Origin of the sequence: Streptococcus gallolyticus subsp. gallolyticus DSM 16831 (assembly GCF_002000985.1) — a bacterium.
In the GTDB taxonomy this organism is placed as follows: domain Bacteria; phylum Bacillota; class Bacilli; order Lactobacillales; family Streptococcaceae; genus Streptococcus; species Streptococcus gallolyticus.
On record NZ_CP018822.1, the window covers coordinates 1,166,808 to 1,187,665 of the forward strand.

The window sequence follows — 20,858 nt, forward strand, 5'->3', positions numbered from 1 at the left end:
GTAATCGGAGGAAGATTATGAATAAACAGCAACTTGCTTCAAAGATTTGGGAATCAGCTAATAAAATGCGTTCTAAAATTGAAGCCAACGAATATAAAGACTATATTTTGGGTTTTATATTTTATAAATTCCTTTCTGAACAAGAAGAAAAATATTTAAAGGAAAATGACTGGACTGACGAATATCTATGTGAATTAACTGAAGAAGATTCAGAAGTTGTTGAAAGTATTCAAAAAAATCTTGGATATTTTATTTCATATAATAATTTATTTTCTACTTGGATTAAAAAAGGCAGTGACTTTGGTGTTCAGGATGTACGAGATGCATTATCAGCCTTTAGTCGATTAATAGATTCAGCTCATAAAGATGTTTTTGATGGTGTTTTTGACACTCTTCAAACTGGAATTTCAAAATTAGGTGACGGTTCAGCTTCTCAAACAAAGGCAATTAGTGATTTAATCTATCTTATTAAAGACATTCCTATGGATGGAAAACAGGATTATGATGTTTTGGGATTTATTTATGAATATCTGATTGGTATGTTTGCTGCAAATGCTGGTAAAAAAGCTGGTGAATTTTATACCCCTCATGAGGTTTCGCTATTAATGTCAGAAATTGTTGCTGAACATTTAAAAGATAGAGATTCAATTAAAATCTATGACCCCACAAGTGGTTCTGGTTCATTGTTGATTAATATTGGTAAAAGTGCTTCAAAATATATATCGAATAAGGATAATATTAAGTATTATGCACAAGAGTTAAAACAAAATACATATAATTTGACACGTATGAATCTTGTTATGCGAGGAATTTTACCGGATAATATTGTTACACGAAATGGGGATACCTTGGAGGATGATTGGCCTTACTTTGATGACAAAGATCCAATTGCTACTTACGAACCTTTGTATGTTGATGCAGTTGTCTCTAATCCACCATACTCACAGTCATGGAATCCCACTGATAAGGAATCTGACCCTCGATATGCACGTTTTGGATTAGCACCAAAAGGAAAAGCAGACTATGCTTTTTTACTTCATGACCTTTTTCATATTAAAAGCGACGGTATCATGACAATTGTGTTACCACACGGTGTATTATTCCGAGGTGGTGAAGAGGGTGAAATTCGTAAAAACTTAATTGAACAAAATAATATTGATGCCATTATCGGTTTACCGTCAAACATCTTTTTTGGGACTGGTATTCCAACAATTATCATGGTTTTGAAACAGAAACGTGAAAATACAGACGTATTAGTTGTTGATGCTTCGAAAGGTTTTGTTAAGTCAGGTAAAAATAATAAATTACGAGCTTCTGATATTAAGCGTATTGTTGATGCTGTGATTGATCGTGAAGATGTTGCAAAATTTTCACGTGTGGTATCTCGAGATGAAATTCGAAGTAATAATTATAATCTTAATATTCCTCGTTACGTTGATTCTTCAGAGAAAACTGAAAGTTGGGATATTTTTGCAACAATGTTTGGAGGTATCCCAAAATCTGAATTAGAGGATTTAAGTAACTTTTGGAATGCTTTTCCAAATTTAAAATCAGATTTATTCAAAGAGATAAACGCATCAACATATCAATTAAAGGTATCTGATGTCAAGAAAGCTGTTTTGGCTCATCCAGAAATTCAACAGTTCTTTGAAACTTCTCGAAAAGTTTTCTCAGATATTCCACAATATATGCGAGAAGAACTAATTGATCGTATCAATGAAGTACATGTTCAGAGAGAAGAAGAAAAATTAGCGCAATATATTTTTAAATGTCTTGAAAATATGCCACTGATTGATAAATATGATGCGTATGAAAAATTAGACACTCAATGGCAATATATGCAAACTGATATAGAAATTCTTCAAACAGAAGGTTTTGATGCTGCTAAAAAAGTTGATCCTAATCTAGTTATCAAGAAAAAATCAGGTAAAGAGGTAGAAGTTCAAGAAGGTTGGCTTGGACATGTTTTCCCATTTGAATTGGTTCAAAGAGAGTTGCTTGCTGATGATGTTAACTCAATTTCTAGTAAAGAAAATCGCTTAAATGAAATCTCAGCAGAAATAGAGGAACTTTTCGAAGAGTTACCAGTAGAAGAAAAAGAAAAAGATTTTGTTAATGATGCTAAAGATGCATTTGTTAGTGCAAAAGTTAAGAAAGCTCAAAAGGATGAAACGTTAGATGTAGCGGTAAGAAGTATCTTAAAACAAGTAACTCGTCTTCAAAATGAAGAAAAATCTCTTAAATCTGATGTAAAATCAGCTGTCGAAACTCTGCATAATAAAACTAAAAATCAAATTGAACAATTGTCTGCCCCTCAAGTTTACATGCTATTAGAGAAAAAATGGATTGCTCCATTTATCGAGCAAATGCAATTACTAACTCAAGAATTAGTTAATGGATTAGTGCAAAAACTAGAACAACTTTCTCAGAAGTATGATGAAACTTTATCGGATATCGATAACGAAATTAAGAAAGCAGAATCTGATTTAGCCCTAATGTTGAAAGATTTAGAAGGTAATGAATTTGATATGAGTGGCATTCAGGAATTCATTAAATTGTTGGGAGAATAGCTAATGAAAGATACAAATAAGTTAAGCCCCAAAATTCGTTTTTCAGGATTTACTGATGATTGGGAACAGCGTAAGTTAGAATCATTATGTGAGGTTTTTACTGATGGCGATTGGATTGAGGCAAAAGATCAAAGTAATTCAGGAGTAAGATTAATCCAAACAGGAAATATTGGCATCACAGAATATTTAGATAAAGAGAATAATAAAAAGTGGATTTCAGAGGAAACACTTAAAAGGCTTCGTTGTGAAGAAGTATATCCAGGAGACATTCTAATTTCTAGATTGCCAGATCCAGCTGGAAGAGCTTGCATTTTACCTAACTTAGGTATTCGTATGATTACAGCTGTTGATTGTACAATCATTAGAACTTCTAAAGAATATGACAGTAAGTATTTAGTTCAATACCTTTCAACACCAACATACTTTAAAATTGTAAATTCATTTCTTGGTGGTGGTACAAGACAAAGAATAAGTCGTAAAAACTTATCTAAAATTGATATCCCAGTACCTCATATATTTGCTGAACAACAAAAAATCGGTGAGTATTTCTCAAACTTAGACCGCCTCATCACTCTTCATCAGCGTAAGTTAAATGGCCTAAAAAATGTAAAAAAAGCGATGCTTGAAAAAATGTTTCCTAAAAATGGTGAAAAAATTCCAGAAATTCGTTTTTCAGGATTTACTGACGATTGGGAACAGCGTAAGTTGGGAGAAGTGGCAGATATTGTTGGTGGAGGAACACCAAGTACATCAAAGGATGAGTATTGGGACGGTGATATTGACTGGTATACTCCTGCTGAAATTATCGACCAAATTTTTGTTTCCTCAAGTGAAAGAAAAATTACTCAAGAAGGCTATGATAATAGTTCTGCTAAAATGCTTCCTATTGGAACTGTACTCTTCACTTCTCGTGCAGGTATAGGTAAAATGGCAATTTTACGCAAAAAAGGGTGCACTAACCAAGGTTTTCAATCAATTGTTCCTCATGCAAACGAGCTTGACTCATATTTTATCTTTTCCCGTTCAGAGGAATTAAAAAGATATGGAGAAATGGTTGGGGCAGGTTCAACCTTTGTCGAAGTATCAGGGAAGCAAATGTCCAATATGAATTTATTGCTACCTAAAGATATAAGAGAACAACAAAAAATCGGTGAGTATTTCTCAAACTTAGACCGCCTCATCACTCTTCATCAGCGTAAGTTAGATAAGTTAAAGACAGTAAAAAAAGCTATGCTTGAAAAAATGTTTATTTAGTAATTAGGAGAATGTTATGGTTTTTAATAGTGAATCAGAATTCGAAGAAGCCTTAATTAAACTCCTTTCTGAAAAAGGTTGGGAGAAAAAAGTCTTAAAGAATTATACAGAAAAGGACTTATTACGTAATTGGGCTGATATTCTTTTTGAAAATAATCGCGGTATTGATCGTTTAAATGATTATCCGTTGACAGACACTGAAATGCAGCAAATCATGGAACAGATTGAAAATTTACGAACACCATTAAAACTCAATGGATTTATTAATGGTAAAAGTGTTTCAATAACTAGGGATAATCCAGATGATAAACTCCATTATGGAAAAGAAGTAAGTTTAAAAATTTATGATCGGCGTGAAATTGCAGCTGGTCAAAGTCGTTATCAGATTGTTCAGCAGCCCAAATTCCCTACAAAATCTAAAATGCTTAATGACCGTCGTGGAGATTTAATGCTTTTAATTAATGGAATGCCAGTTATTCATATTGAATTAAAGAAGAGCGGTATTCCAGTTAGTGATGCTTACCACCAAATTGAGAAGTATTCGCGAGAAGGAGTGTTCACGGGACTATTCTCATTAGTTCAAATTTTTGTAGCAATGGAACCTAATGAAACGGTTTATTTTGCAAATCCTGGACCAGATGGACAATTTAATAAAAGTTATTATTTTCATTGGGCTGATTTTAACAATGAACCTATTAACGAATGGGATAAAATTGTATCCACACTTCTATCTATTCCGATGGCACATCAATTAATTGGTTTTTATACTGTTGCAGATAATTCTGACGGTGTCTTAAAAGTTATGCGTAGCTATCAATATTTTGCAGCAAATGCTATATCTGACAAAGTTTCCCAAACAAATTGGGATGGTGATAATCAATTAGGTGGTTATGTATGGCATACAACTGGTTCAGGAAAGACAATGACAAGTTTTAAATCTGCTCAATTAATCGCAGCTTCTAAAGATGCAGATAAAGTCATTTTTTTAATGGATCGTATTGAACTCGGAGAGCAATCTTTGAGAGAATATCGAGGATTTGCTTCAGAAATGGAAGGGGTACAAGAAACAGAGAATACAGGGGTTCTTATCACTAAGTTAAAAAGTACAGAGCCTTCAAATACGTTAATTGTGACGTCTATTCAAAAAATGAGTAATATAAAAGATGAACCAGAAGGTCTTAATTCAAATGATATCGAAATAATGAATAGCAAACGTATTGTGTTTATTATTGATGAGGCTCACCGCTCAACTTTTGGTGATATGCTTATTACAATTAAAAGGACATTCCCTAAAGCGATTTTCTTTGGTTTCACAGGTACACCGATTCAAAAAGAAAATCAAAAGAAAAATAATACAACCTCGACTGTATTTGGAAATGAATTGCATCGTTATAGTATTGCTGATGGTATAAGAGATAAAAATGTTTTAGGTTTTGATCCTTATAAAGTCCTTACTTTTAGGGATAAAGACATACGACAATCCGTCGCTTTGGAGAAAGCAAAAGCTAAAACTGCAGAAGAAGCTATTTCTGATCCTCTGAAGTCTAAAATATATTATAAATATATGGCTTCAAATGAAATTGGAATGGCTGGTTATACTGAAGATAACGAGCGATACGTAAAAGGAATAGAAGACTATGTTCCAATGACTCAATATCAAACAAATGAGCATGTTAATAGTGTAGTTAACGATATCTTAGAAAATTGGGTAAGATTAAGTCGCGGTGGAAAATTTCATGCGATATTTGCGACGAGCAGTATTCCAGAGGCTATTGTTTACTATAGAAAGTTAAAAGAATTAAAACCTGACTTGAAAGTTACAGCATTATTTGATCCTAATATAGACAATAGTGGGAATATTGACTTTAAAGAAGATGGATTATCTGAAATTATCAAGGACTATGATGAAAGGTATGGTCAAAAATTTGTAATTGCGACATTTTCTAAAATGAAGGAAGATATTTCGAATCGTTTAGCTCATAAAAAACCATATCAAAGGCTGTCCGCTGTTCAACAGATTGATTTATTAATTGTTGTTGATCAAATGTTAACTGGTTTTGATTCTAAATGGATTAATACTCTCTATATGGATAAAATGCTTCAATATGAAAATATCATTCAAGCTTTTTCTAGAACTAATCGTTTATTTGGTGATGAAAAACCTTTCGGTACAATTCGTTATTATCGAAAACCTCATACAATGGAACGAAATATAGAAAAAGCTGTAAAAATGTATTCTGGAGATAAACCATTAGGCTTATTTGTTCAGCATATTGTTGAAAATGTCGAAAATATGAATCGTATATATAAAGAAATTTCTGATTTATTTGTACGTTCAGGTATTGATAATTTTGAGAGTTTACCAGATGATAAATCGATTTCTCGTAAATTTGCCAAACTATTTAGTGAATTAAGATCGTGTTTAGAAGCTGCTAAAATACAAGGATTTACTTGGGAAAAGAAAACTTATAAAGACGACTTTAATAAAAAAGTTACAATTGATTTTACTGAAACGGATTATTATGTTTTGTCATTACGATATAAAGAATTTAATTCAAATGATGGCGGAGGTATTGGAGAGCCTTCCGTTCCGTATGATATAAATTCTTATGTTACTGAACTTGATACTGGTGTAATTGATGCAAATTATATGAATTCGCGATTCAGTAAATATCTGAAGTTGTTAAATGATTCTTCATCAAGTAAAGCTATTTCAGACGCCGAGGAAGAACTTCACAAAACATTTGCTACTTTAACACAAGAAGAACAAAAATTCGCTAATATTTTTCTTCATGAAATTCAACGAGGAGAAGTTGAGGTGTCTGAGAATAAAACATTCAGAGATTATATAACAGAGTATATGGTAAGGAATAAAAATGACCAAATTCATAATCTAGCTGAAAAACTTGGGCTTGACGAAGAGAAATTACGTCGTATAATGAAATTGAAGCTTAATGAAGCAAATATTAACGAATTTGGACGTTATTCAGAGTTAAAAGATACTGTTGATAAAAATAAAGCTAAAGAGTATCTAGAAAAAATTGAAGGGAAAAAAATTATTCCTCCAAAAGTTGGAATAAAAGTGGATAAGTTATTAAGAAAATTTATCATAAGTGGCGGATTTGATATAGAAACAGTTCATGAAGAATAGAAAAATAAAAGAAGGAGATTTTCTCCCTCTTTTATTTTTTACGAATTTAAACTTGATAGTGACCGCATAATGATGTCAATATCTTTGCTTTCTAGTTCGTTAATGATATGGAGATATGTTTTTTGAGTGGTTGTCATATTAGAATGTCCGAGTCGTCTAGCAACACTTGCTATGGAGACGCCGGCAAAGAGCAGTAGTGAGGCATGAGTATGACGCAAACCATGAACGGAAATAATAGGAATACCAGCATTTTTACAATGTCGAGCTAAACGGTCGTTTACAGTAGAGTTATAGATTTTTCCTTTGACAAAAATCGGCTTATCTTCGGGCAAATTTTTTAGTAATTCTGCAAATTGAATAACAGTCTGCCAATCAATAGGAATTTTTCTGATTGAGGATTGATTTTTAGTCGGTAGAAATCCACCGTCGCCTTTATAATCCCATGTTTTTGAGACGGAAAGTGTTTGTCGCGTTAAATCAAAATCTTTAGGGGTTAGAGCAAGAGCCTCTGAAAAACGTAAGCCAGTTTTTGCTATCAATAGAATCAACCAATCCATATTAATTTGTGGGGCTAAGTCAAGGTCATCAAGCAATTTATGAAGTTCATACTGATTAAGAAATTTTGGTTTCTTAGCACGTGGTTGCTTTCCTTTGATAATAGCCTTACGTGTAGGGTCTCTTCGGATGAGCCCTTCATCAACAGCGTCCAAAATCGCACACTTTAAATGATGATGAAAGTCCATAGTTGTTTGTTTTTCGTGAACACTTGCATATTGATTTAATAATTTTTGATAAGAAATACGATCTAAATGTTGTATCTGCAATTTTGGAACTAACTTTTCGAGCCAACGATAGGCCATATAGTACTTTTTCATGGTTACAGGACGTATAGCTCCCTCTTTGTAAACCATAATCCATTGCTTATAATAATCACAAAATAACATTGTTTCAGAATTAATTATCATTTCATCCATTTAAATTATAAACCTCCTCTCAATAATGTATCATAAAGGCACTCAAAATGTACTTTTAAAGTTGAATTTTCAGCAGAAATAGCAGTCTCTATCAAAATCCCCACATTTTTGAACCAAAAATCCTTACGCTGATGAAGAGTGATGAGGCGGTCGAGGTGGCTGAAAAATCTAGCAATCTTTTCTTGTTCATCATATGAAGCTACGTCCACAATAAATTCCTGCATCTCAGAAGCGAGGATATGTTTAATGGTATTACCTGTTGTTATGTTCTCGATTTTCTTTTTTGCCTTGACTGTCTGGTACTGATAATTCAAAAAATACGGTTCAATCTTAACCTTTGGATTTCTGAACATAATAAGTGCGTGGGCGGCTGAACAGTCCAGCTCTTCTGGAATTACAGCAGCATGACCAACATGTCCAGATTGAACCATAACCATATCACCAGTGTGCAGCCATTTATCTTTTTGTTTCTCATAAAACTCATCATTAATAAATACTTCGGTATTATGGTTTATCTGTCCGTCTTTTACATTATTGGATTCAAGATAGAAATGTCCCTCTTCAACATAATACGGAGTAGCAGTTCCAACAAAGGCATTTCCAATATCTCTGTATATATCCGACAACTTACGCTGTTCCCAAGGGTGAGTATACTAGAGATTTTTAGTTTTTAAAAGAAACGCTAATTTAAAATCAAAACAAAATAGTACATTTTATCCACTTAAACAGGTACTAACTTAATAGTTAGTACCTGTTTTTCTATATCATTCACTCTAATTTCCCAGCGCTAGCTTATTTTCTTCTCAATCTAAAAAATCCTTGAACAAAGTTTGCTATACTCAATTAACTTCACAGCTCCGCCATTTTCCAAAAGAAATAACACTAAAAACTTCGGCAAAAATATGTTAAAATAAAGCAAGGTTATTTAGAACAGAACGGGAGTAGGTTATGGTTCCAGCGTATATTAGAATTCATGATGCGATTAAGAAAGAGATTGATGGGGGCGTTTGGGAGATTGGTCAGCGTTTGCCGAGTGAGCGTGATTTGGCGGATGATTACGAGGTGAGTCGGATGACACTTCGTCAGGCGATTACGCTTTTGGTCGAAGAGGGCATTTTGGAGCGCCGTGTGGGTAGCGGGACTTATGTGGCTAGCCACCGTGTGCAAGAAAAAATGCGTGGGACAACCAGTTTCACCGAAATTGTGCGTTCGCAGGGTAAAACGCCGTCGTCACAATTGATTTCTTATCAGCGAAAAACTGCTAATGAAACGGAAATCCAGCAGTTACAACTAAAAGCGACAGATACCGTGGTGCGTATGGAGCGCGTGCGTTTTGCAGATAACGTTCCTTTGGTTTTTGAAGTGGCATCAATTCCAGAAAAGCTCATTCAGTCTTTCAATCAAGAGGACATCACAGAGCATTTCTTTCAAACATTAACGGATAATGGTTATGAAATTGGCAAGAGTCAGCAAACGATTTATGCTAAAAATGCAAGCGAGCGCGTGGCGAATTATCTCAAAGTGCCTAAAAATCATGCGGTTCTGGCATTGACACAGGTATCCTATTTCACAGACGGACGACCATTTGAATACGTTCATAGCCAATACGTCGGCGACCGTTTTGAATTTTATTTGGAGAATAATTAAGCTTGCAGGACAGTACGTTATGGTGCTGTCCTGTTTTTAGTGAGTTTACTTGTAAATTATGATAGAATAAAGGAAATAACATCAAGGAGAATGGGAGGAGATTTGATGGAAATTAAAAGCGATTTATCTGCGGCGCAACAACATGCAACAGCGTTGACAACTGCTAAGGATCAGTTGTTAGCGGATGCGTCGTCGGTTACGTTGGATGAGCAAACAACCGTGCAAGGAAACCCGAAAGCTAAAGCCGTCATTCAACGAAGCGGGGCAATAGCTAACCAGGTTAAAACAGCTTTAGCCACGACAATGGAACATTTGCATTCTGTTGCCAGTGATTTTGAAGCGGTTGATCAAGAGGGAGCACAAGCGTTAAAGGGAGAGTAGGATGAAACGGTATGAAATTGAAAACCAGATAGAAGAGACCTATGTGGTTCGGCGAAAAACAGCGGAGTTACAGGAGACCTACGAGTACTATTCAGGAATAGCGGCTCAAGCAGAGGAGTTTTTCTGGCAAGACGGTTATCAGAGTTATTATGCGCCTCGTTTTGAAATGGCTTTAGACCTGACAAGCCGTTACCGTCATCATTTGATTGGGGAAGCAGATGAGGCATTAGCGGAGCTTAAAAAACAAGAAGATGACCTCGAAGACGCTCTTGTTGACCTCTTGCGAAAGGAGGCACAAGATGAGCATTGATATGATTTTAGAGGACTCACAAAGTCAAGCACAAACGACCACCAGTTATTGTCAACACCAACTGGAAGGGTATCAAGCTATCCAACAAGCGATTAATCAGTTTGTTTCCGATACGGAAAGCTTAAAAGGCAAAGCTTATGATTCTGCCAGGACTTTTGCGGAGACCGTTCTTCAAGCGTTAGCTCGTGGTGGGGAACTCTACGAGGAAACCTTAAGCCAACTGATTAGCAAACTGCCGAATGATTATATTGAGATGGTGGACGGAAAGTCTTGGCGAGAAGATGAGTTGCTGCAACGCATCGACCAGCAACAGCAGTGCCTAAATGTTCTGGAAGAGGCGGAGTTGCAATTGTCCTTGATTTCAGTGATGTCATTAGAACGCAAAACGAGTCTTCATCAATACCATGCGGAATTGATTGAGATGCATGCGGAGCTCAAACGGACTTATGAAGAAATCTTAGAAAAGCTTTACGCCTTTGACACTTATTCAGCCAGTATCTTTGATGCGTTAGCTGATATTGATACGCAAATGACGCTTGGGTTATCTCAAATCGACCAGTCATGGAATGCCCAAACAGGTACTTTTCAAACCATGGCGAATATGTCTTGGGCAACGGTTCTAAATAACCAGTATGCGGTAAAGGATGTTAAAGCCACTACCGAAGAAAAAACATTCATGGCTAACTTGATGACTCAGTACGGTTTTGATGCAGAAACCGCTCAAATTATCCTAGATGTTAAACGAGGTATTGACAAAGAGTTCCCGAAACTCTCACAAGACGAAAGAGATTATTTGTTGTTACGGCTTATTGGGAGTGTCTCTTACGGTGCGGTTAATGGAACTACGGACGAAATTCTCTGGAATACAACCGCAGGAGACTTGACAAATTACTTTTATCATGAAAAATCAACAGCTAGCGGCAATTCTGTCTATCGTGTTGGAATGACTTATGACGAAATCATGGCAAAACTTGGCATATCAGCGGAAGATTCCGAGACACTTTATAAAAATCTAACACTTCAGCATGGTCTGTCGGGTGCGGATTTAACAGGAGAAAATCTTTTGAAGTATGCTGAAGGTACTGTACGCGACTATAAAGATAATAAAGGTATTGATATTACCGTTGAAGAAGTCTTAGCTGGAATTGAGACCATGAATCACAAAGCTGATTTTACTCATCAATCCATTACGATGGCTACGCACTTACGACCGTCTACTTATCCACTGATTAATGGGCAAGTGGAAGATTTAGCAGGTTGGGAAGGTGATACCACTCGAAATGCAAATGAAAGAGATCCAAGTATTGGCATTGATGATTATTTAGCCGATTTGGATGCGGTTAACCTTACGAGTCGGATGTCATCAGGGCAATCTTATATGACTGCCTTGAATAGCTACCAATCAGAGTTAAGGGCGGGGAAAACAACCCGTGAGGCAGAGTTTAAACAAAACATTGACCTTAAGGAAGTTAAAACGACAATCTTTTCTAGCTTAGTGCCAAAAGAAGTGGTTGCAGTAAACCCTGTTACTGGAGCTCCGATTTATGCTTCGGTTTCAGAAGACGAAGCCATGGCTTATTTGCAAGAAAATTACGAGGGCTCTTACTTGTTTATTCAGAGTCTAGAAGAGGAAGAAAACTTATTTGGAGAGGACAACTAATGAAAAAGAAAGTATTTCTAATGTTAGGACTTGTAATAGTAGTTGCTCTATCTGGCTATTGGTTCTCCGTTTATCGTAGTTTAAAGAATCCCTTTGATGAGATGTATTATTCGGAAACAGAAAGCATTAACATTGTTGGGTTACCAAAGTTGAGTGATGTCGTGGGTAGTAAAAGTCATTATGATCCCGTTGAACAAGATGTCTCCATTCTAACTTATGATAAAGATTATCTGGATGATAATGAGGAGTTTTTGAGTATTTATTTGACAGAGCAAAAAAGTTATTTTAGTTTTTTATATCGTTACCAATTAGCTGATAATGTCTTTTTGACAGTAAGTTATTCTTATAATTTTAACGATTGCTCTTTGATACAAGAAATATCTATTGCAGACCAAACTGGCACAGAAGATATTGTGGATGATCCAGATGAAATTATTACGCAGCTTGCAAGTTACGGTAAAGATTTAGATTGGCTTCAAACCACATGTCAGACTGTTTTAGAAGATGATATTTTAGGACTTTGGTTTAAGAAAGGCAGTCATCGTTATTCTTTGGATAACTTAGGCGATCTAACCATTACTTACGATGATGTTTTGAGTGATAACTAAAAAAGCGATTGTAATGGTTAAATACTCTTTATGAGGATTAAAAAAATGAAAAAACTTAAAAAGTGGCTTATCTTTTCCATGTCATTAGTGGTGCTTTGCCTAGGTTATTTTGCCATCCGCCATTATATTATTCATAATATTTTTGATGAAATTTACTATAATCAAAAGAATTCATTAGGAACACCAGCCTTGGAAAGAATTGAAGGAGTTTCTAATCCTGCTAGTGGAGAACCTATTGTTGATGAGTTACAACAGGAAGAATATGATGAAGAACATTTACCTAAATCTGTGACTAGCTTAGGTTATGTGTTTAATTACACAGATAAGCATCTCGCTTTTGAAATTAGGTATGATATTGGAAATGACAGTCCTCAAACCTTGAATATCAGCTATCAATATGATGTTAGTAAGCGACAGCTTTCAAGGAAGCTATGGATATTTAACGGTGCTACTCATGACAACAATAAAGAGTATGTACAGACATTTCTTGAAGAATATGGTAGCAGCATTGATGAGTGTATTACTTTTGGTGACAATGTGGTTAAGAACGTTCTTCTAAAAGATTGGTGCTCTGTTTACAATAGCCGATATTCTCCAGATGATTGGGGAGATGTGACTGTTAAAAGTAGGTGGGAGTGATGAACTATTTTTGTTCAATTTTATAAAAATTAATGCGATGAGCCTAAAAAGCACAATAGGGAGTTAGAGACATCTCTAATCGTAAGCCCCGCTGGAAGCTTTTCCAGCCGTGCTTTTATAAAATGGTAATAAAAATTAAAATCCAAGAAATAAAACTTCTTGGATTTTAATTATACTCACAATCACTGCAAGTCTTTCTTGGCTAGGTTTTCGATGGCATTTTTTTGCCTTCGGTTGGTAAAGTAATTTGAGGTGTAGAGCAGGCTATAAAGGCAATTTAAAATGTAATGCATGGCGGTTTGTGAATAGTAACCGCCTGCTTTGTTAACGATACTTTCTTTAGCAGGAAAAGTGATGTTTAAGTCAATCTTATCTTTAAAGGCTTTGGAAGAAATCAGAATCGTCTTTCCATGACGGGTTTTGATAAGCTCTAATTCTTGAGCGTAGGTGTTCAAGATATTGCCAGAATAAGATAAAAACAGAATCACATCATCTTTGTTTGAATGATAAATCACAGCGATACTGTCATGAAATTGATTGACCATGATTGCTTGAATGCCAAGTTTTACCAACATATTTGAAAAAGACAAGCCAACCAAGTAAGAATCTCCTGTCGCAAAAATGTAAACACGCTTAGCCTTGGCAATTTGCTGCGCAGCTTTGGCGACTAAGTCTTGTGACACCGAAGCATAGCAAATATCGATAGCTTCCTTAGAAATACTGGCAACGTTTTTGAAGATATTCGCCGTATTTTCGCTCATGGAGAAAGGATTGTCAAAATCAACATGACTTTTTGAGAAACGTTGTTTTTCGAGTTCGGCTGCTAAGGCGATACGAAAAGCTTTGTAACCAGCCACACCAAGCTTTTTACATAGGCGATTGACAGTAGCATTTGACGTAAATGATTGCTGAGCTAACTGCGAAATCGTCAGCTGTGGAATGTCGTTTAAATGCTCTAAAATGTAATTAGAAAGCTCTTTTTCAAGCTCGGTAAAGGTTGTTTGATTTTCCAAATCTGCAATAATTCCCATATCATGCTCCTTTTCTTTAAGTATATCAAAAATGTCTGAAAAAAATGTCCATAAAAGAACTATCTAGGCAAAAAAATCGTGAAAATAATTTTCTAAATCTGCTCAAAACCATGCTTTTTTAATAAACAAGGCGTAAGATAACAGTATCAAGTCACAAAGGAGAAAAACAATGAAATTAGGTATTATCGGAGCAGGTTTAATTGTTGAAGAATTTTTACCGAAATTGGTTCAAATAGAGCAGTTGGAAATTTTAGGGATTCAAAGCGTTCCAAGTGATATGGACAAGCTAAAGCAGTGGTGTACAAAGTATAACATTCCTCTAGCCACCAGCGATTTTGAGGAATTAAGTCAATCTGGCATCGATACCGTTTATATTGCCGTTCCTAATTTTTTACACGTTAGTTTTGTTGAAAAGGCGTTAAATAGCGGGCTCAACGTCATCGTTGAAAAACCAATGACAAGTAATGCCAAAGAAGCGCAGCATTTGAAAGAATTAGCACAATCTAAAGGATTGTTCTTGTTTGAAGCTATCACGACACGTTATTTTAAAACCTATCAAAAAATCCGTGAATGGTTACCGAAAATCGGTCAGATAAAATTAGTTGAAAGCAATTACAGTCAATATTCTCATCGTTATGATGCTTTTCAGAAAGGTGAGGTTTTACCTGTTTTTGACCCTGCCAAAGCTGGCGGTGCCATGATGGATTTAAATTTGTATAACTTGCACTTTGTCATGGGACTTTTCGGTCAACCAGAAAATCAGCATTATTTTGCAAATGTGGAACGTGGCATTGATACAAGTGGTGTTGCTGTGTTAAACTACCCAGACTTTATCGCGGTTTGTACAGCAGCAAAAGATAGCAAAGGAAAATCTGGCAGCCTTATCCAAGGAACAAAGGGTTATATCGAAACAACGCTATCTCCAAATCTCGTCGGTGAGGTCAAATTGGTCTTAAATGACGGTAGCAAAGAAAGTTTTGATGACGGTTTGTCACAAGCAAGACTTATTCCAGAATTTCAAGCTTTTGTCAAAATGATTAATGACAATGATTTGGAAGCTTGTTACAAAGAACTTGAAGCCAGTCTTTCTGTTAGCAAAGTTCAAACACAATTGCGTAAAGAAGCAGGCATTATTTTCTCAATGGATAATTAATTATATGGCAAATGAAACGATTTTAGAGAAAACAAAAGGCTATTATAAAACTGAACATTTGGAGGAGTTAGAGAAACTTGAACATCAGCTGCGCTTTCAAAGTTTTGGCAGCCAAGAGGCACTTGCTTTGGGTGGAAAAATACTCAAAAATACAGAGCAAGCTGAAAAACTCGCTATCCAAATCATCAGAGTATCTGACAAAGTCCCCATTTTTCAATACGTTGGTAACCAAGCGAAAGAACGAAATCTCAGTTTTGTTCAAGGCAAGATAAAAACTGTGTTAAAAACAGAGCACAATAGCCTCTGGGCTTTAGTTGCTCATCATGTGGGAGAAATGACTTTGACAGAAACGGAAATCCATTCGCAGTTACCCGTTAGCGGCGCTTTTCCGATTAAGGTGGGCGAGGAATTGGTCGCCGTAGTTGGATTATCAGGTTTAAAAAATGGTGATGATTTTCGTGTTCTAGTAGCAGGAATGGCAGATTATCTTTCGGTTCAAGCAGAGCCATTCACAGGATTTTTGATTTAATTTATAAAAGGAGACCTATCATGACAAAACGATTGACAATTGGTTATTATGGCAATGGTAAAAGCACGAATCGCTACCATTTACCGTTTTTAATGCGTCGGCAAGATACTATTTTTGTAAAGACGATTTATGCCCCAACTTTGCGAGATGATTGGGCTAGGTGGGAAGGTGTTCATTATACCGATAAATTAGATGACTTGTTGAACGACCCAGAAATTGATGTCGTTGTTGTAACAACGCCTGCTCCCGCGCATTATGAGACAGCTAAGCAGGTCTTAGAAGCAGGTAAAAATCTTGTTCTTGAGAAACCATTTACTCAGTCTGTTAAGGAATCACAAGAATTATTTGATTTGGCAAGAGAAAAAGGGCTCATGATACAAGGGTATCAAAATCGCCGATTTGACAGTGATTTTTTGACAACGCAAGCGGTGATTACTTCTGGAAAATTGGGTGATTTGTTAGAAGTTGAAATGCACTACGATTACTACCGCCCTGAGGTGCCAGAGAATGTTACACAATATTCGAAAGATGAATCTTATGTTTATAACCATGCTTGCCACACGGTAGATCAAGTGATTTCTTATTTTGGCAAGCCTGATGATGTGCAATATGATGTGCGTCAGCTTTTAGGTGCTGGGCGCATGAATGATTATTTTGACATTGATTTTTATTATCAAAATTCAACAGATGTATTTCATGTTGCCCCTGGCGGCTTAAAAGTTTCGGTAAAATCAAGCTATTTCAGAGTAAAAGAACGTCCAAGTTTTGTCGTTTATGGTCGCAAGGGCATGTTTGTTAAATACGAAAAAGACCGCCAAGAAGCGGATCTCAAGAAATTCTATTTGCCAGACAATGACGACTTTGGTTTGGATAAACCAGAAAATTTTGGCACGTTAACGTATTACGATGACAATGGGCATTACCATGAAGAAGCAGTAGAGACAGTCAAAGGAGATAACGGTCGCTTTTACGACGCCTTGTATGAAACCCTCATCAATCACAAACCAACTTTGGTAACAGAGGAACAAACCATTCTCCAAATGCACATCCTAGAAGAAGCCACAAAAGATTTGAAATGACAAAACTCATGATTCGCTTTTTCATTTCTAGGCTTATTAAAAAAACTGTCCACTGGACCTAACTCGCTTTTTAATTTTTAGGCTCATAAAAAAACTGTCCACTGGACAGTTTTTTTAATAATGGTCTTTGCAAGAATAAAAGTAAATAGTAGTTTCATCAACACTGTAAATTAAACGATGTTCATCGGTTATGCGTCGTGACCATTTGCCAGATAAATCGTGTTTAAGTGGTTCAGGTTTACCAATGCCAGTAAAAGGAGTGCGGTCAATCTCCTTGATTAGGCGATTAATTTTTTTAATTGTCGCTTTATTTCCTTGATTATACCAATACATATAGTCGTTCCACGCATCGTCAGACCATGCTTTAATCATCATCTACCTCGAGCAATTCATGTGTCTGAAAATTAGCTGCTTTGAATTGTTCATCGCCGCGTTTAATTTTATTCATTAGGTAGTTATTAGACATAATGCGAAATGTTTCTTGCATGCTATCATAGTCACGTTTTGAAAGGACTACGACAGTGTCATCAATATTTTTAGAAGTTACAATAAGTGGTTCAGCGTCATCATTAACTTGTTTCATATAATGTTTTAAATTTTGTCTAAAATTTGAATATGCAACAGCTTCCATATTGGCTCCTCCTCTGTCTATTTTGTACAATAAATTGTACCACTTTACGCTAAATAAAGCAAGAAAAAGCATTTTTACTATTATTTTTATCGAAAATGAGGTATCATGATTTTTAACCATTTCTGACTATTAAATTCAGCTAAATTATGGTAAAATAAAGGCTATGGAAATTGAAAAAACCAATCGTATGAATGCTCTTTTTGAGTTCTATGCTGCTTTGTTAACGGACAAGCAGATGAATTATATTGAACTATATTATGCGGATGATTATAGTTTGGCAGAAATTGCTGAAGAATTCGGTGTGAGCCGTCAAGCAGTCTATGATAACATTAAACGAACAGAGAAAATCTTAGAAGCTTACGAGATGAAGTTGCACATGTATTCAGATTATATTGTTCGTAGCCAAATTTTTGATGATATTTTAGAAAAATATCCTGATGATAAATTTTTGAAAGAGAAAATTTCCGTTTTGAGTAGTATTGATAATCGTGATTAATCCGTATTATTCATCAAACAGAAGAACATTTGTAAAATTATAGAGATACTTAGGTAGGAGAAAAGATACTATGGCTTTTGAAAGTTTGACAGAACGCCTGCAAGGGGTGTTTAAAAATATTCGCGGAAAGAAGAAGTTGTCTGAAAAAGACGTCCAAGAAGTCACAAAAGAAATTCGTCTGGCATTGCTTGAAGCTGACGTTGCTTTGCCAGTTGTTAAGACTTTCATCAAACGCGTGCGTGAACGTGCAGTTGGTCATGAAATCATTGATACACTTGACCCAACACAACAAATCGTTAAGATTGTTAACGAAGAATTAACTGAAATTCTTGGTTCTGAAACAGCTGAACTTAAAAAATCACCTAAAATTCCAACAATCATTATGATGGTTGGTCTCCAAGGTGCTGGTAAAACAACATTTGCAGGGAAATTAGCTAACAAGCTGATTAAAGATGAAAATGCACGTCCGTTGATGATTGCTGCCGATATTTACCGCCCAGCGGCTATCGACCAATTAAAAACACTTGGTAATCAAATCAATGTGCCAGTTTTTGACATGGGAACTGACCACTCAGCTGTTGAAATCGTGACAAATGGTTTGGCACAAGCCAAAGAAAATCACAACGATTACGTTATCATTGATACGGCTGGTCGTTTGCAAATTGACGAAAAACTCATGGAAGAACTCCGTGATGTTAAGGCTTTAGCAAATCCAAATGAAATTCTTTTGGTTGTTGATAGCATGATTGGTCAAGAAGCTGCCAATGTCGCTGACGAATTCAACAAACAATTGGATATCACAGGGGTTGTTTTAACTAAGATTGACGGTGATACACGTGGTGGTGCTGCGCTTTCAATCCGTGAAATTACTGGTAAACCAATCAAATTCACTGGTACTGGTGAAAAAATTACGGATATTGAAACCTTCCACCCAGATCGTATGTCTAGCCGTATCCTTGGCATGGGTGATTTGCTGACATTGATTGAAAAAGCCAGCCAAGAATATGACGAGAAAAAATCATTGGAACTCGCGGAAAAAATGCGTGAAAATACCTTTGATTTCAACGATTTCATCGACCAATTAGATCAAGTTCAAAACATGGGACCAATGGAAGATTTGCTTAAAATGATTCCTGGTATGGCAAACAATCCAGCGCTTAAAAACTTTAAAGTTGATGAAAAAGCTGTCGCTCGTAAACGTGCTATCGTGTCATCAATGACACCAGAAGAACGTGAAAATCCTGATTTGCTCAACCCAAGCCGCCGTCGCCGTATTGCTGCAGGTTCAGGAAATAGCTTCGTTGAAGTTAATAAATTCATCAAAGATTTCAACCAAGCAAAACAAATGATGCAAGGTGTTATGTCTGGTGACATGGAAAAAGCAATGAAGCAAATGGGAATCAACCCAAATAATCTCCCTAAAAATATGCCAAATGGTATGGATATGTCATCACTTGAAGGCATGATGGGCGGTAATGGTATGCCAGACCTTTCAGCACTTGGTGGCGGAGATATGGATCTTAGTCAAATGATGGGCGGCGGTCTAAAAGGGAAAGTCGGCGAATTTGCGATGAAGCAATCAATGAAACGCATGGCAAATAAAATGAAAAAAGCGAAGAAAAAACGCCGTAAATAAGGTTAGATAAAACAAACTAAAAACGAAGCTAGACTTTGTCTCAGCTTCGTTTTTAGTTTGTTTTCGTTAATATTTATTCTGCAAGTTTTTGTGATTTGCAAATTTCGTTTTGGCAATTATCGCATGGCAATCTTTTTTGGATAAAAGAGGTTTGTTTCTTGATGTCATGCGGATAGACACCGATATATTTTTTAAAAAGACTCGAAAAACGGCTGTGCGAATGATAACCAACAGCGATAGCAACTTCTTTAATTTCCAGTTGTGTGGTTGTTAGTAATTGCTCGGCTAAACTCATGCGTCGCCGTTGAATGTACTCTGTCAAGGTCATATTGTATTTTAATTTGAAAGAGTCCTTTAATTTTGTTTTGCTCATCATGGCGATTTTAGCCAATAAATCCTGTGGAATGGTCGTTGTCAAATGGTCATTAATGTAATGTTTGACGTTTTCTAGTGCCAGATTGTCATCTCGGTTGATTTGTTTTTCGTTTTGGCGATTGTAGTAGTCGTTGATAATGATGCTAAGCCATTCTTTAGCCTTAATTTCGTAAAAAAGCTCACTTCCGATAGAAGAAACTTTGTAATTGATGATTTCGTCAGCAATTTTTCCAAATCGACCACCAATAAAGCTGTTAGCCTCTTGAAAAATCTGAAAAATTTCGTCTTGATTCAGTTGGTATTGCCCTACTAAATACTCATCAACCATTTTTTGCGTAAAATCAATGTTGACAGCATAGTAGTTGGAATGCTGATGCAGGTGTGTTTGCAAGGTTTGATGCTGATTGAACAGTACCAAGCTTTGATTACTAGAGAGTTGCTGATAAGGAGGGAGAATCTCACCGTTGGCACACATGATGTGTGATGAAAAGGCGACATATTTTGAGAAGTCTTCTAGCTGATAAGCATAACTAAGCGTCTTTTTGAGGTGAAAATCGAAAATCGTAATGGCGAAATAATCTGTCTTATATTCCCAGAAAAAGCCGTCAACCTCATCATTTACGAGGTGATAAGTTTGTCCGTGCGGAGCAAATCTCACACAATTTTTTAATGGAATGGCTTCTTTACCAGCATGATTGAAAAAAATCGAAGTCATTTTCTCTCCTTAATTAAAT

General features: G+C 35.9%; 20 protein-coding genes. 14 read left to right on the top strand and 6 right to left on the bottom strand.

The genetic code is table 11. The features are described 5' to 3' along the window. Positions 1-17: 17 nt before the first annotated feature. Genes BTR42_RS05925 through BTR42_RS05935 form a run of 3 tightly spaced genes read left to right on the top strand, consistent with a single transcriptional unit; the run spans position 18 to position 6,975 of the window. Positions 18-2,570, top strand: a complete 2,553-nt coding sequence (locus BTR42_RS05925; RefSeq protein ID WP_077496818.1) for a type I restriction-modification system subunit M — start codon at positions 18-20, stop codon at positions 2,568-2,570. Between the two features lie 3 nt (positions 2,571-2,573). Next, positions 2,574-3,824, top strand: coding sequence for a restriction endonuclease subunit S (locus BTR42_RS05930; protein WP_077496820.1), 1,251 nt, complete (start codon positions 2,574-2,576; stop codon positions 3,822-3,824). Between the two features lie 16 nt (positions 3,825-3,840). Then, the gene (locus BTR42_RS05935; protein ID WP_077496822.1) at positions 3,841-6,975 is read left to right on the top strand and encodes a type I restriction endonuclease subunit R; all 3,135 of its coding nucleotides are present in this window, start codon (positions 3,841-3,843) and stop codon (positions 6,973-6,975) included. Between the two features lie 38 nt (positions 6,976-7,013). Here BTR42_RS05935 and BTR42_RS05940 read toward each other — a convergent pair whose 3' ends face one another. Together BTR42_RS05940 and BTR42_RS05945 are read right to left on the bottom strand one after the other, a co-directional pair. Beyond that, positions 7,014-7,940: a site-specific integrase gene (locus BTR42_RS05940; protein WP_167367621.1), complete on the bottom strand. Its 927-nt coding sequence runs from the start codon at positions 7,938-7,940 to the stop codon at positions 7,014-7,016. A 14-nt stretch (positions 7,941-7,954) separates the two neighbouring features. Then, on the bottom strand, positions 7,955-8,575 hold the full coding sequence (locus BTR42_RS05945; RefSeq protein ID WP_231873080.1) for a restriction endonuclease subunit S: 621 nt from the start codon (positions 8,573-8,575) through the stop codon (positions 7,955-7,957). Positions 8,576-8,897: 322 nt separating this feature from the next. Here BTR42_RS05945 and BTR42_RS05950 point away from each other — a divergent pair, with 322 nt between their 5' ends. The 6 genes from BTR42_RS05950 (at position 8,898) to BTR42_RS05975 (ending at position 13,194) form a co-directional block, all read left to right on the top strand. Continuing rightward, positions 8,898-9,596 carry a GntR family transcriptional regulator gene (locus BTR42_RS05950; protein WP_077496826.1) on the top strand — a complete coding sequence of 233 codons (699 nt, stop codon included), beginning with the start codon at positions 8,898-8,900 and terminating at the stop codon, positions 9,594-9,596. A 105-nt stretch (positions 9,597-9,701) separates the two neighbouring features. Beyond that, positions 9,702-9,977: a TIGR04197 family type VII secretion effector gene (locus BTR42_RS05955; protein WP_061100444.1), complete on the top strand. Its 276-nt coding sequence runs from the start codon at positions 9,702-9,704 to the stop codon at positions 9,975-9,977. A 1-nt stretch (position 9,978) separates the two neighbouring features. Continuing rightward, positions 9,979-10,287: a hypothetical protein gene (locus BTR42_RS05960; RefSeq protein ID WP_077496828.1), complete on the top strand. Its 309-nt coding sequence runs from the start codon at positions 9,979-9,981 to the stop codon at positions 10,285-10,287. Beyond that, positions 10,277-11,947, top strand: coding sequence for an LXG domain-containing protein (locus BTR42_RS05965; protein ID WP_077496830.1), 1,671 nt, complete (start codon positions 10,277-10,279; stop codon positions 11,945-11,947). Before BTR42_RS05960 ends, BTR42_RS05965 begins: the two co-directional genes overlap by 11 nt. Beyond that, positions 11,947-12,555 carry a TipC family immunity protein gene (locus tag BTR42_RS05970; RefSeq protein ID WP_111697148.1) on the top strand — a complete coding sequence of 203 codons (609 nt, stop codon included), beginning with the start codon at positions 11,947-11,949 and terminating at the stop codon, positions 12,553-12,555. Before BTR42_RS05965 ends, BTR42_RS05970 begins: the two co-directional genes overlap by 1 nt. Positions 12,556-12,600: 45 nt before the next feature. Next, positions 12,601-13,194 carry a TipC family immunity protein gene (locus BTR42_RS05975; RefSeq protein WP_231873081.1) on the top strand — a complete coding sequence of 198 codons (594 nt, stop codon included), beginning with the start codon at positions 12,601-12,603 and terminating at the stop codon, positions 13,192-13,194. Positions 13,195-13,376: 182 nt separating this feature from the next. Here BTR42_RS05975 and BTR42_RS05980 read toward each other — a convergent pair whose 3' ends face one another. Next, complete coding sequence (locus tag BTR42_RS05980; protein WP_077496834.1) at positions 13,377-14,225, bottom strand: MurR/RpiR family transcriptional regulator; 849 nt, start codon at positions 14,223-14,225, stop codon at positions 13,377-13,379. 169 nt (positions 14,226-14,394) lie between these two features. On the opposite strand from BTR42_RS05980, the gene BTR42_RS05985 reads away from it, so the two are divergent. From BTR42_RS05985 to BTR42_RS05995, 3 genes are read left to right on the top strand one after another with little or no spacing between them, the layout of a single operon-like run. Then, complete coding sequence (locus tag BTR42_RS05985) at positions 14,395-15,378, top strand: Gfo/Idh/MocA family protein (RefSeq protein WP_077496836.1); 984 nt, start codon at positions 14,395-14,397, stop codon at positions 15,376-15,378. 4 nt (positions 15,379-15,382) lie between these two features. Further along, positions 15,383-15,907, top strand: coding sequence for a heme-binding protein (locus BTR42_RS05990; RefSeq protein WP_009854177.1), 525 nt, complete (start codon positions 15,383-15,385; stop codon positions 15,905-15,907). Positions 15,908-15,927: 20 nt separating this feature from the next. Further along, positions 15,928-16,986, top strand: a complete 1,059-nt coding sequence (locus BTR42_RS05995; protein ID WP_077496838.1) for a Gfo/Idh/MocA family oxidoreductase — start codon at positions 15,928-15,930, stop codon at positions 16,984-16,986. A 114-nt stretch (positions 16,987-17,100) separates the two neighbouring features. Here BTR42_RS05995 and BTR42_RS06000 read toward each other — a convergent pair whose 3' ends face one another. Together BTR42_RS06000 and BTR42_RS06005 are read right to left on the bottom strand one after the other, a co-directional pair. Further along, positions 17,101-17,358, bottom strand: a complete 258-nt coding sequence (locus BTR42_RS06000) for a Txe/YoeB family addiction module toxin (RefSeq protein ID WP_014620143.1) — start codon at positions 17,356-17,358, stop codon at positions 17,101-17,103. Continuing rightward, positions 17,351-17,617 (bottom strand): type II toxin-antitoxin system Phd/YefM family antitoxin, encoded by a 267-nt coding sequence (locus BTR42_RS06005; protein WP_012961966.1) that lies wholly within the window; start codon positions 17,615-17,617, stop codon positions 17,351-17,353. Before BTR42_RS06005 ends, BTR42_RS06000 begins: the two co-directional genes overlap by 8 nt. A 163-nt stretch (positions 17,618-17,780) precedes the next feature. On the opposite strand from BTR42_RS06005, the gene BTR42_RS06010 reads away from it, so the two are divergent. Continuing rightward, positions 17,781-18,113, top strand: a complete 333-nt coding sequence (locus BTR42_RS06010; protein ID WP_009854181.1) for a putative DNA-binding protein — start codon at positions 17,781-17,783, stop codon at positions 18,111-18,113. Positions 18,114-18,183: 70 nt separating this feature from the next. After that, entirely contained in the window at positions 18,184-19,749 is a 1,566-nt protein-coding gene (gene ffh, locus BTR42_RS06015; RefSeq protein WP_061100435.1) for a signal recognition particle protein, read from the top strand. Positions 19,750-19,822: 73 nt separating this feature from the next. Here the strand turns inward: ffh and BTR42_RS06020 are convergent, their stop codons facing one another. Beyond that, positions 19,823-20,839: a helix-turn-helix transcriptional regulator gene (locus BTR42_RS06020; protein ID WP_077496840.1), complete on the bottom strand. Its 1,017-nt coding sequence runs from the start codon at positions 20,837-20,839 to the stop codon at positions 19,823-19,825. Between the last annotated feature and the right edge of the window lie 19 nt (positions 20,840-20,858).

Excerpts from the sequence above, each read along its gene's own strand:
- BTR42_RS05925 (WP_077496818.1), top strand. The coding sequence starts at position 18 with ATGAATAAACAGCAACTTGCTTCAAAGATTTGGGAATCAGCTAATAAA.
- BTR42_RS05930 (WP_077496820.1), top strand. The coding sequence starts at position 2,574 with ATGAAAGATACAAATAAGTTAAGCCCCAAAATTCGTTTTTCAGGATTT.
- BTR42_RS05935 (WP_077496822.1), top strand. The coding sequence starts at position 3,841 with ATGGTTTTTAATAGTGAATCAGAATTCGAAGAAGCCTTAATTAAACTC.
- BTR42_RS05940 (WP_167367621.1), bottom strand. The coding sequence starts at position 7,940 with ATGATAATTAATTCTGAAACAATGTTATTTTGTGATTATTATAAGCAA.
- BTR42_RS05950 (WP_077496826.1), top strand. The coding sequence starts at position 8,898 with ATGGTTCCAGCGTATATTAGAATTCATGATGCGATTAAGAAAGAGATT.
- BTR42_RS05955 (WP_061100444.1), top strand. The coding sequence starts at position 9,702 with ATGGAAATTAAAAGCGATTTATCTGCGGCGCAACAACATGCAACAGCG.
- BTR42_RS05960 (WP_077496828.1), top strand. The coding sequence starts at position 9,979 with ATGAAACGGTATGAAATTGAAAACCAGATAGAAGAGACCTATGTGGTT.
- BTR42_RS05965 (WP_077496830.1), top strand. The coding sequence starts at position 10,277 with ATGAGCATTGATATGATTTTAGAGGACTCACAAAGTCAAGCACAAACG.
- BTR42_RS05970 (WP_111697148.1), top strand. The coding sequence starts at position 11,947 with ATGAAAAAGAAAGTATTTCTAATGTTAGGACTTGTAATAGTAGTTGCT.
- BTR42_RS05975 (WP_231873081.1), top strand. The coding sequence starts at position 12,601 with ATGAAAAAACTTAAAAAGTGGCTTATCTTTTCCATGTCATTAGTGGTG.
- BTR42_RS05980 (WP_077496834.1), bottom strand. The coding sequence starts at position 14,225 with ATGGGAATTATTGCAGATTTGGAAAATCAAACAACCTTTACCGAGCTT.
- BTR42_RS05985 (WP_077496836.1), top strand. The coding sequence starts at position 14,395 with ATGAAATTAGGTATTATCGGAGCAGGTTTAATTGTTGAAGAATTTTTA.
- BTR42_RS05990 (WP_009854177.1), top strand. The coding sequence starts at position 15,383 with ATGGCAAATGAAACGATTTTAGAGAAAACAAAAGGCTATTATAAAACT.
- BTR42_RS05995 (WP_077496838.1), top strand. The coding sequence starts at position 15,928 with ATGACAAAACGATTGACAATTGGTTATTATGGCAATGGTAAAAGCACG.
- BTR42_RS06000 (WP_014620143.1), bottom strand. The coding sequence starts at position 17,358 with ATGATTAAAGCATGGTCTGACGATGCGTGGAACGACTATATGTATTGG.
- BTR42_RS06005 (WP_012961966.1), bottom strand. The coding sequence starts at position 17,617 with ATGGAAGCTGTTGCATATTCAAATTTTAGACAAAATTTAAAACATTAT.
- BTR42_RS06010 (WP_009854181.1), top strand. The coding sequence starts at position 17,781 with ATGGAAATTGAAAAAACCAATCGTATGAATGCTCTTTTTGAGTTCTAT.
- ffh (WP_061100435.1), top strand. The coding sequence starts at position 18,184 with ATGGCTTTTGAAAGTTTGACAGAACGCCTGCAAGGGGTGTTTAAAAAT.
- BTR42_RS06020 (WP_077496840.1), bottom strand. The coding sequence starts at position 20,839 with ATGACTTCGATTTTTTTCAATCATGCTGGTAAAGAAGCCATTCCATTA.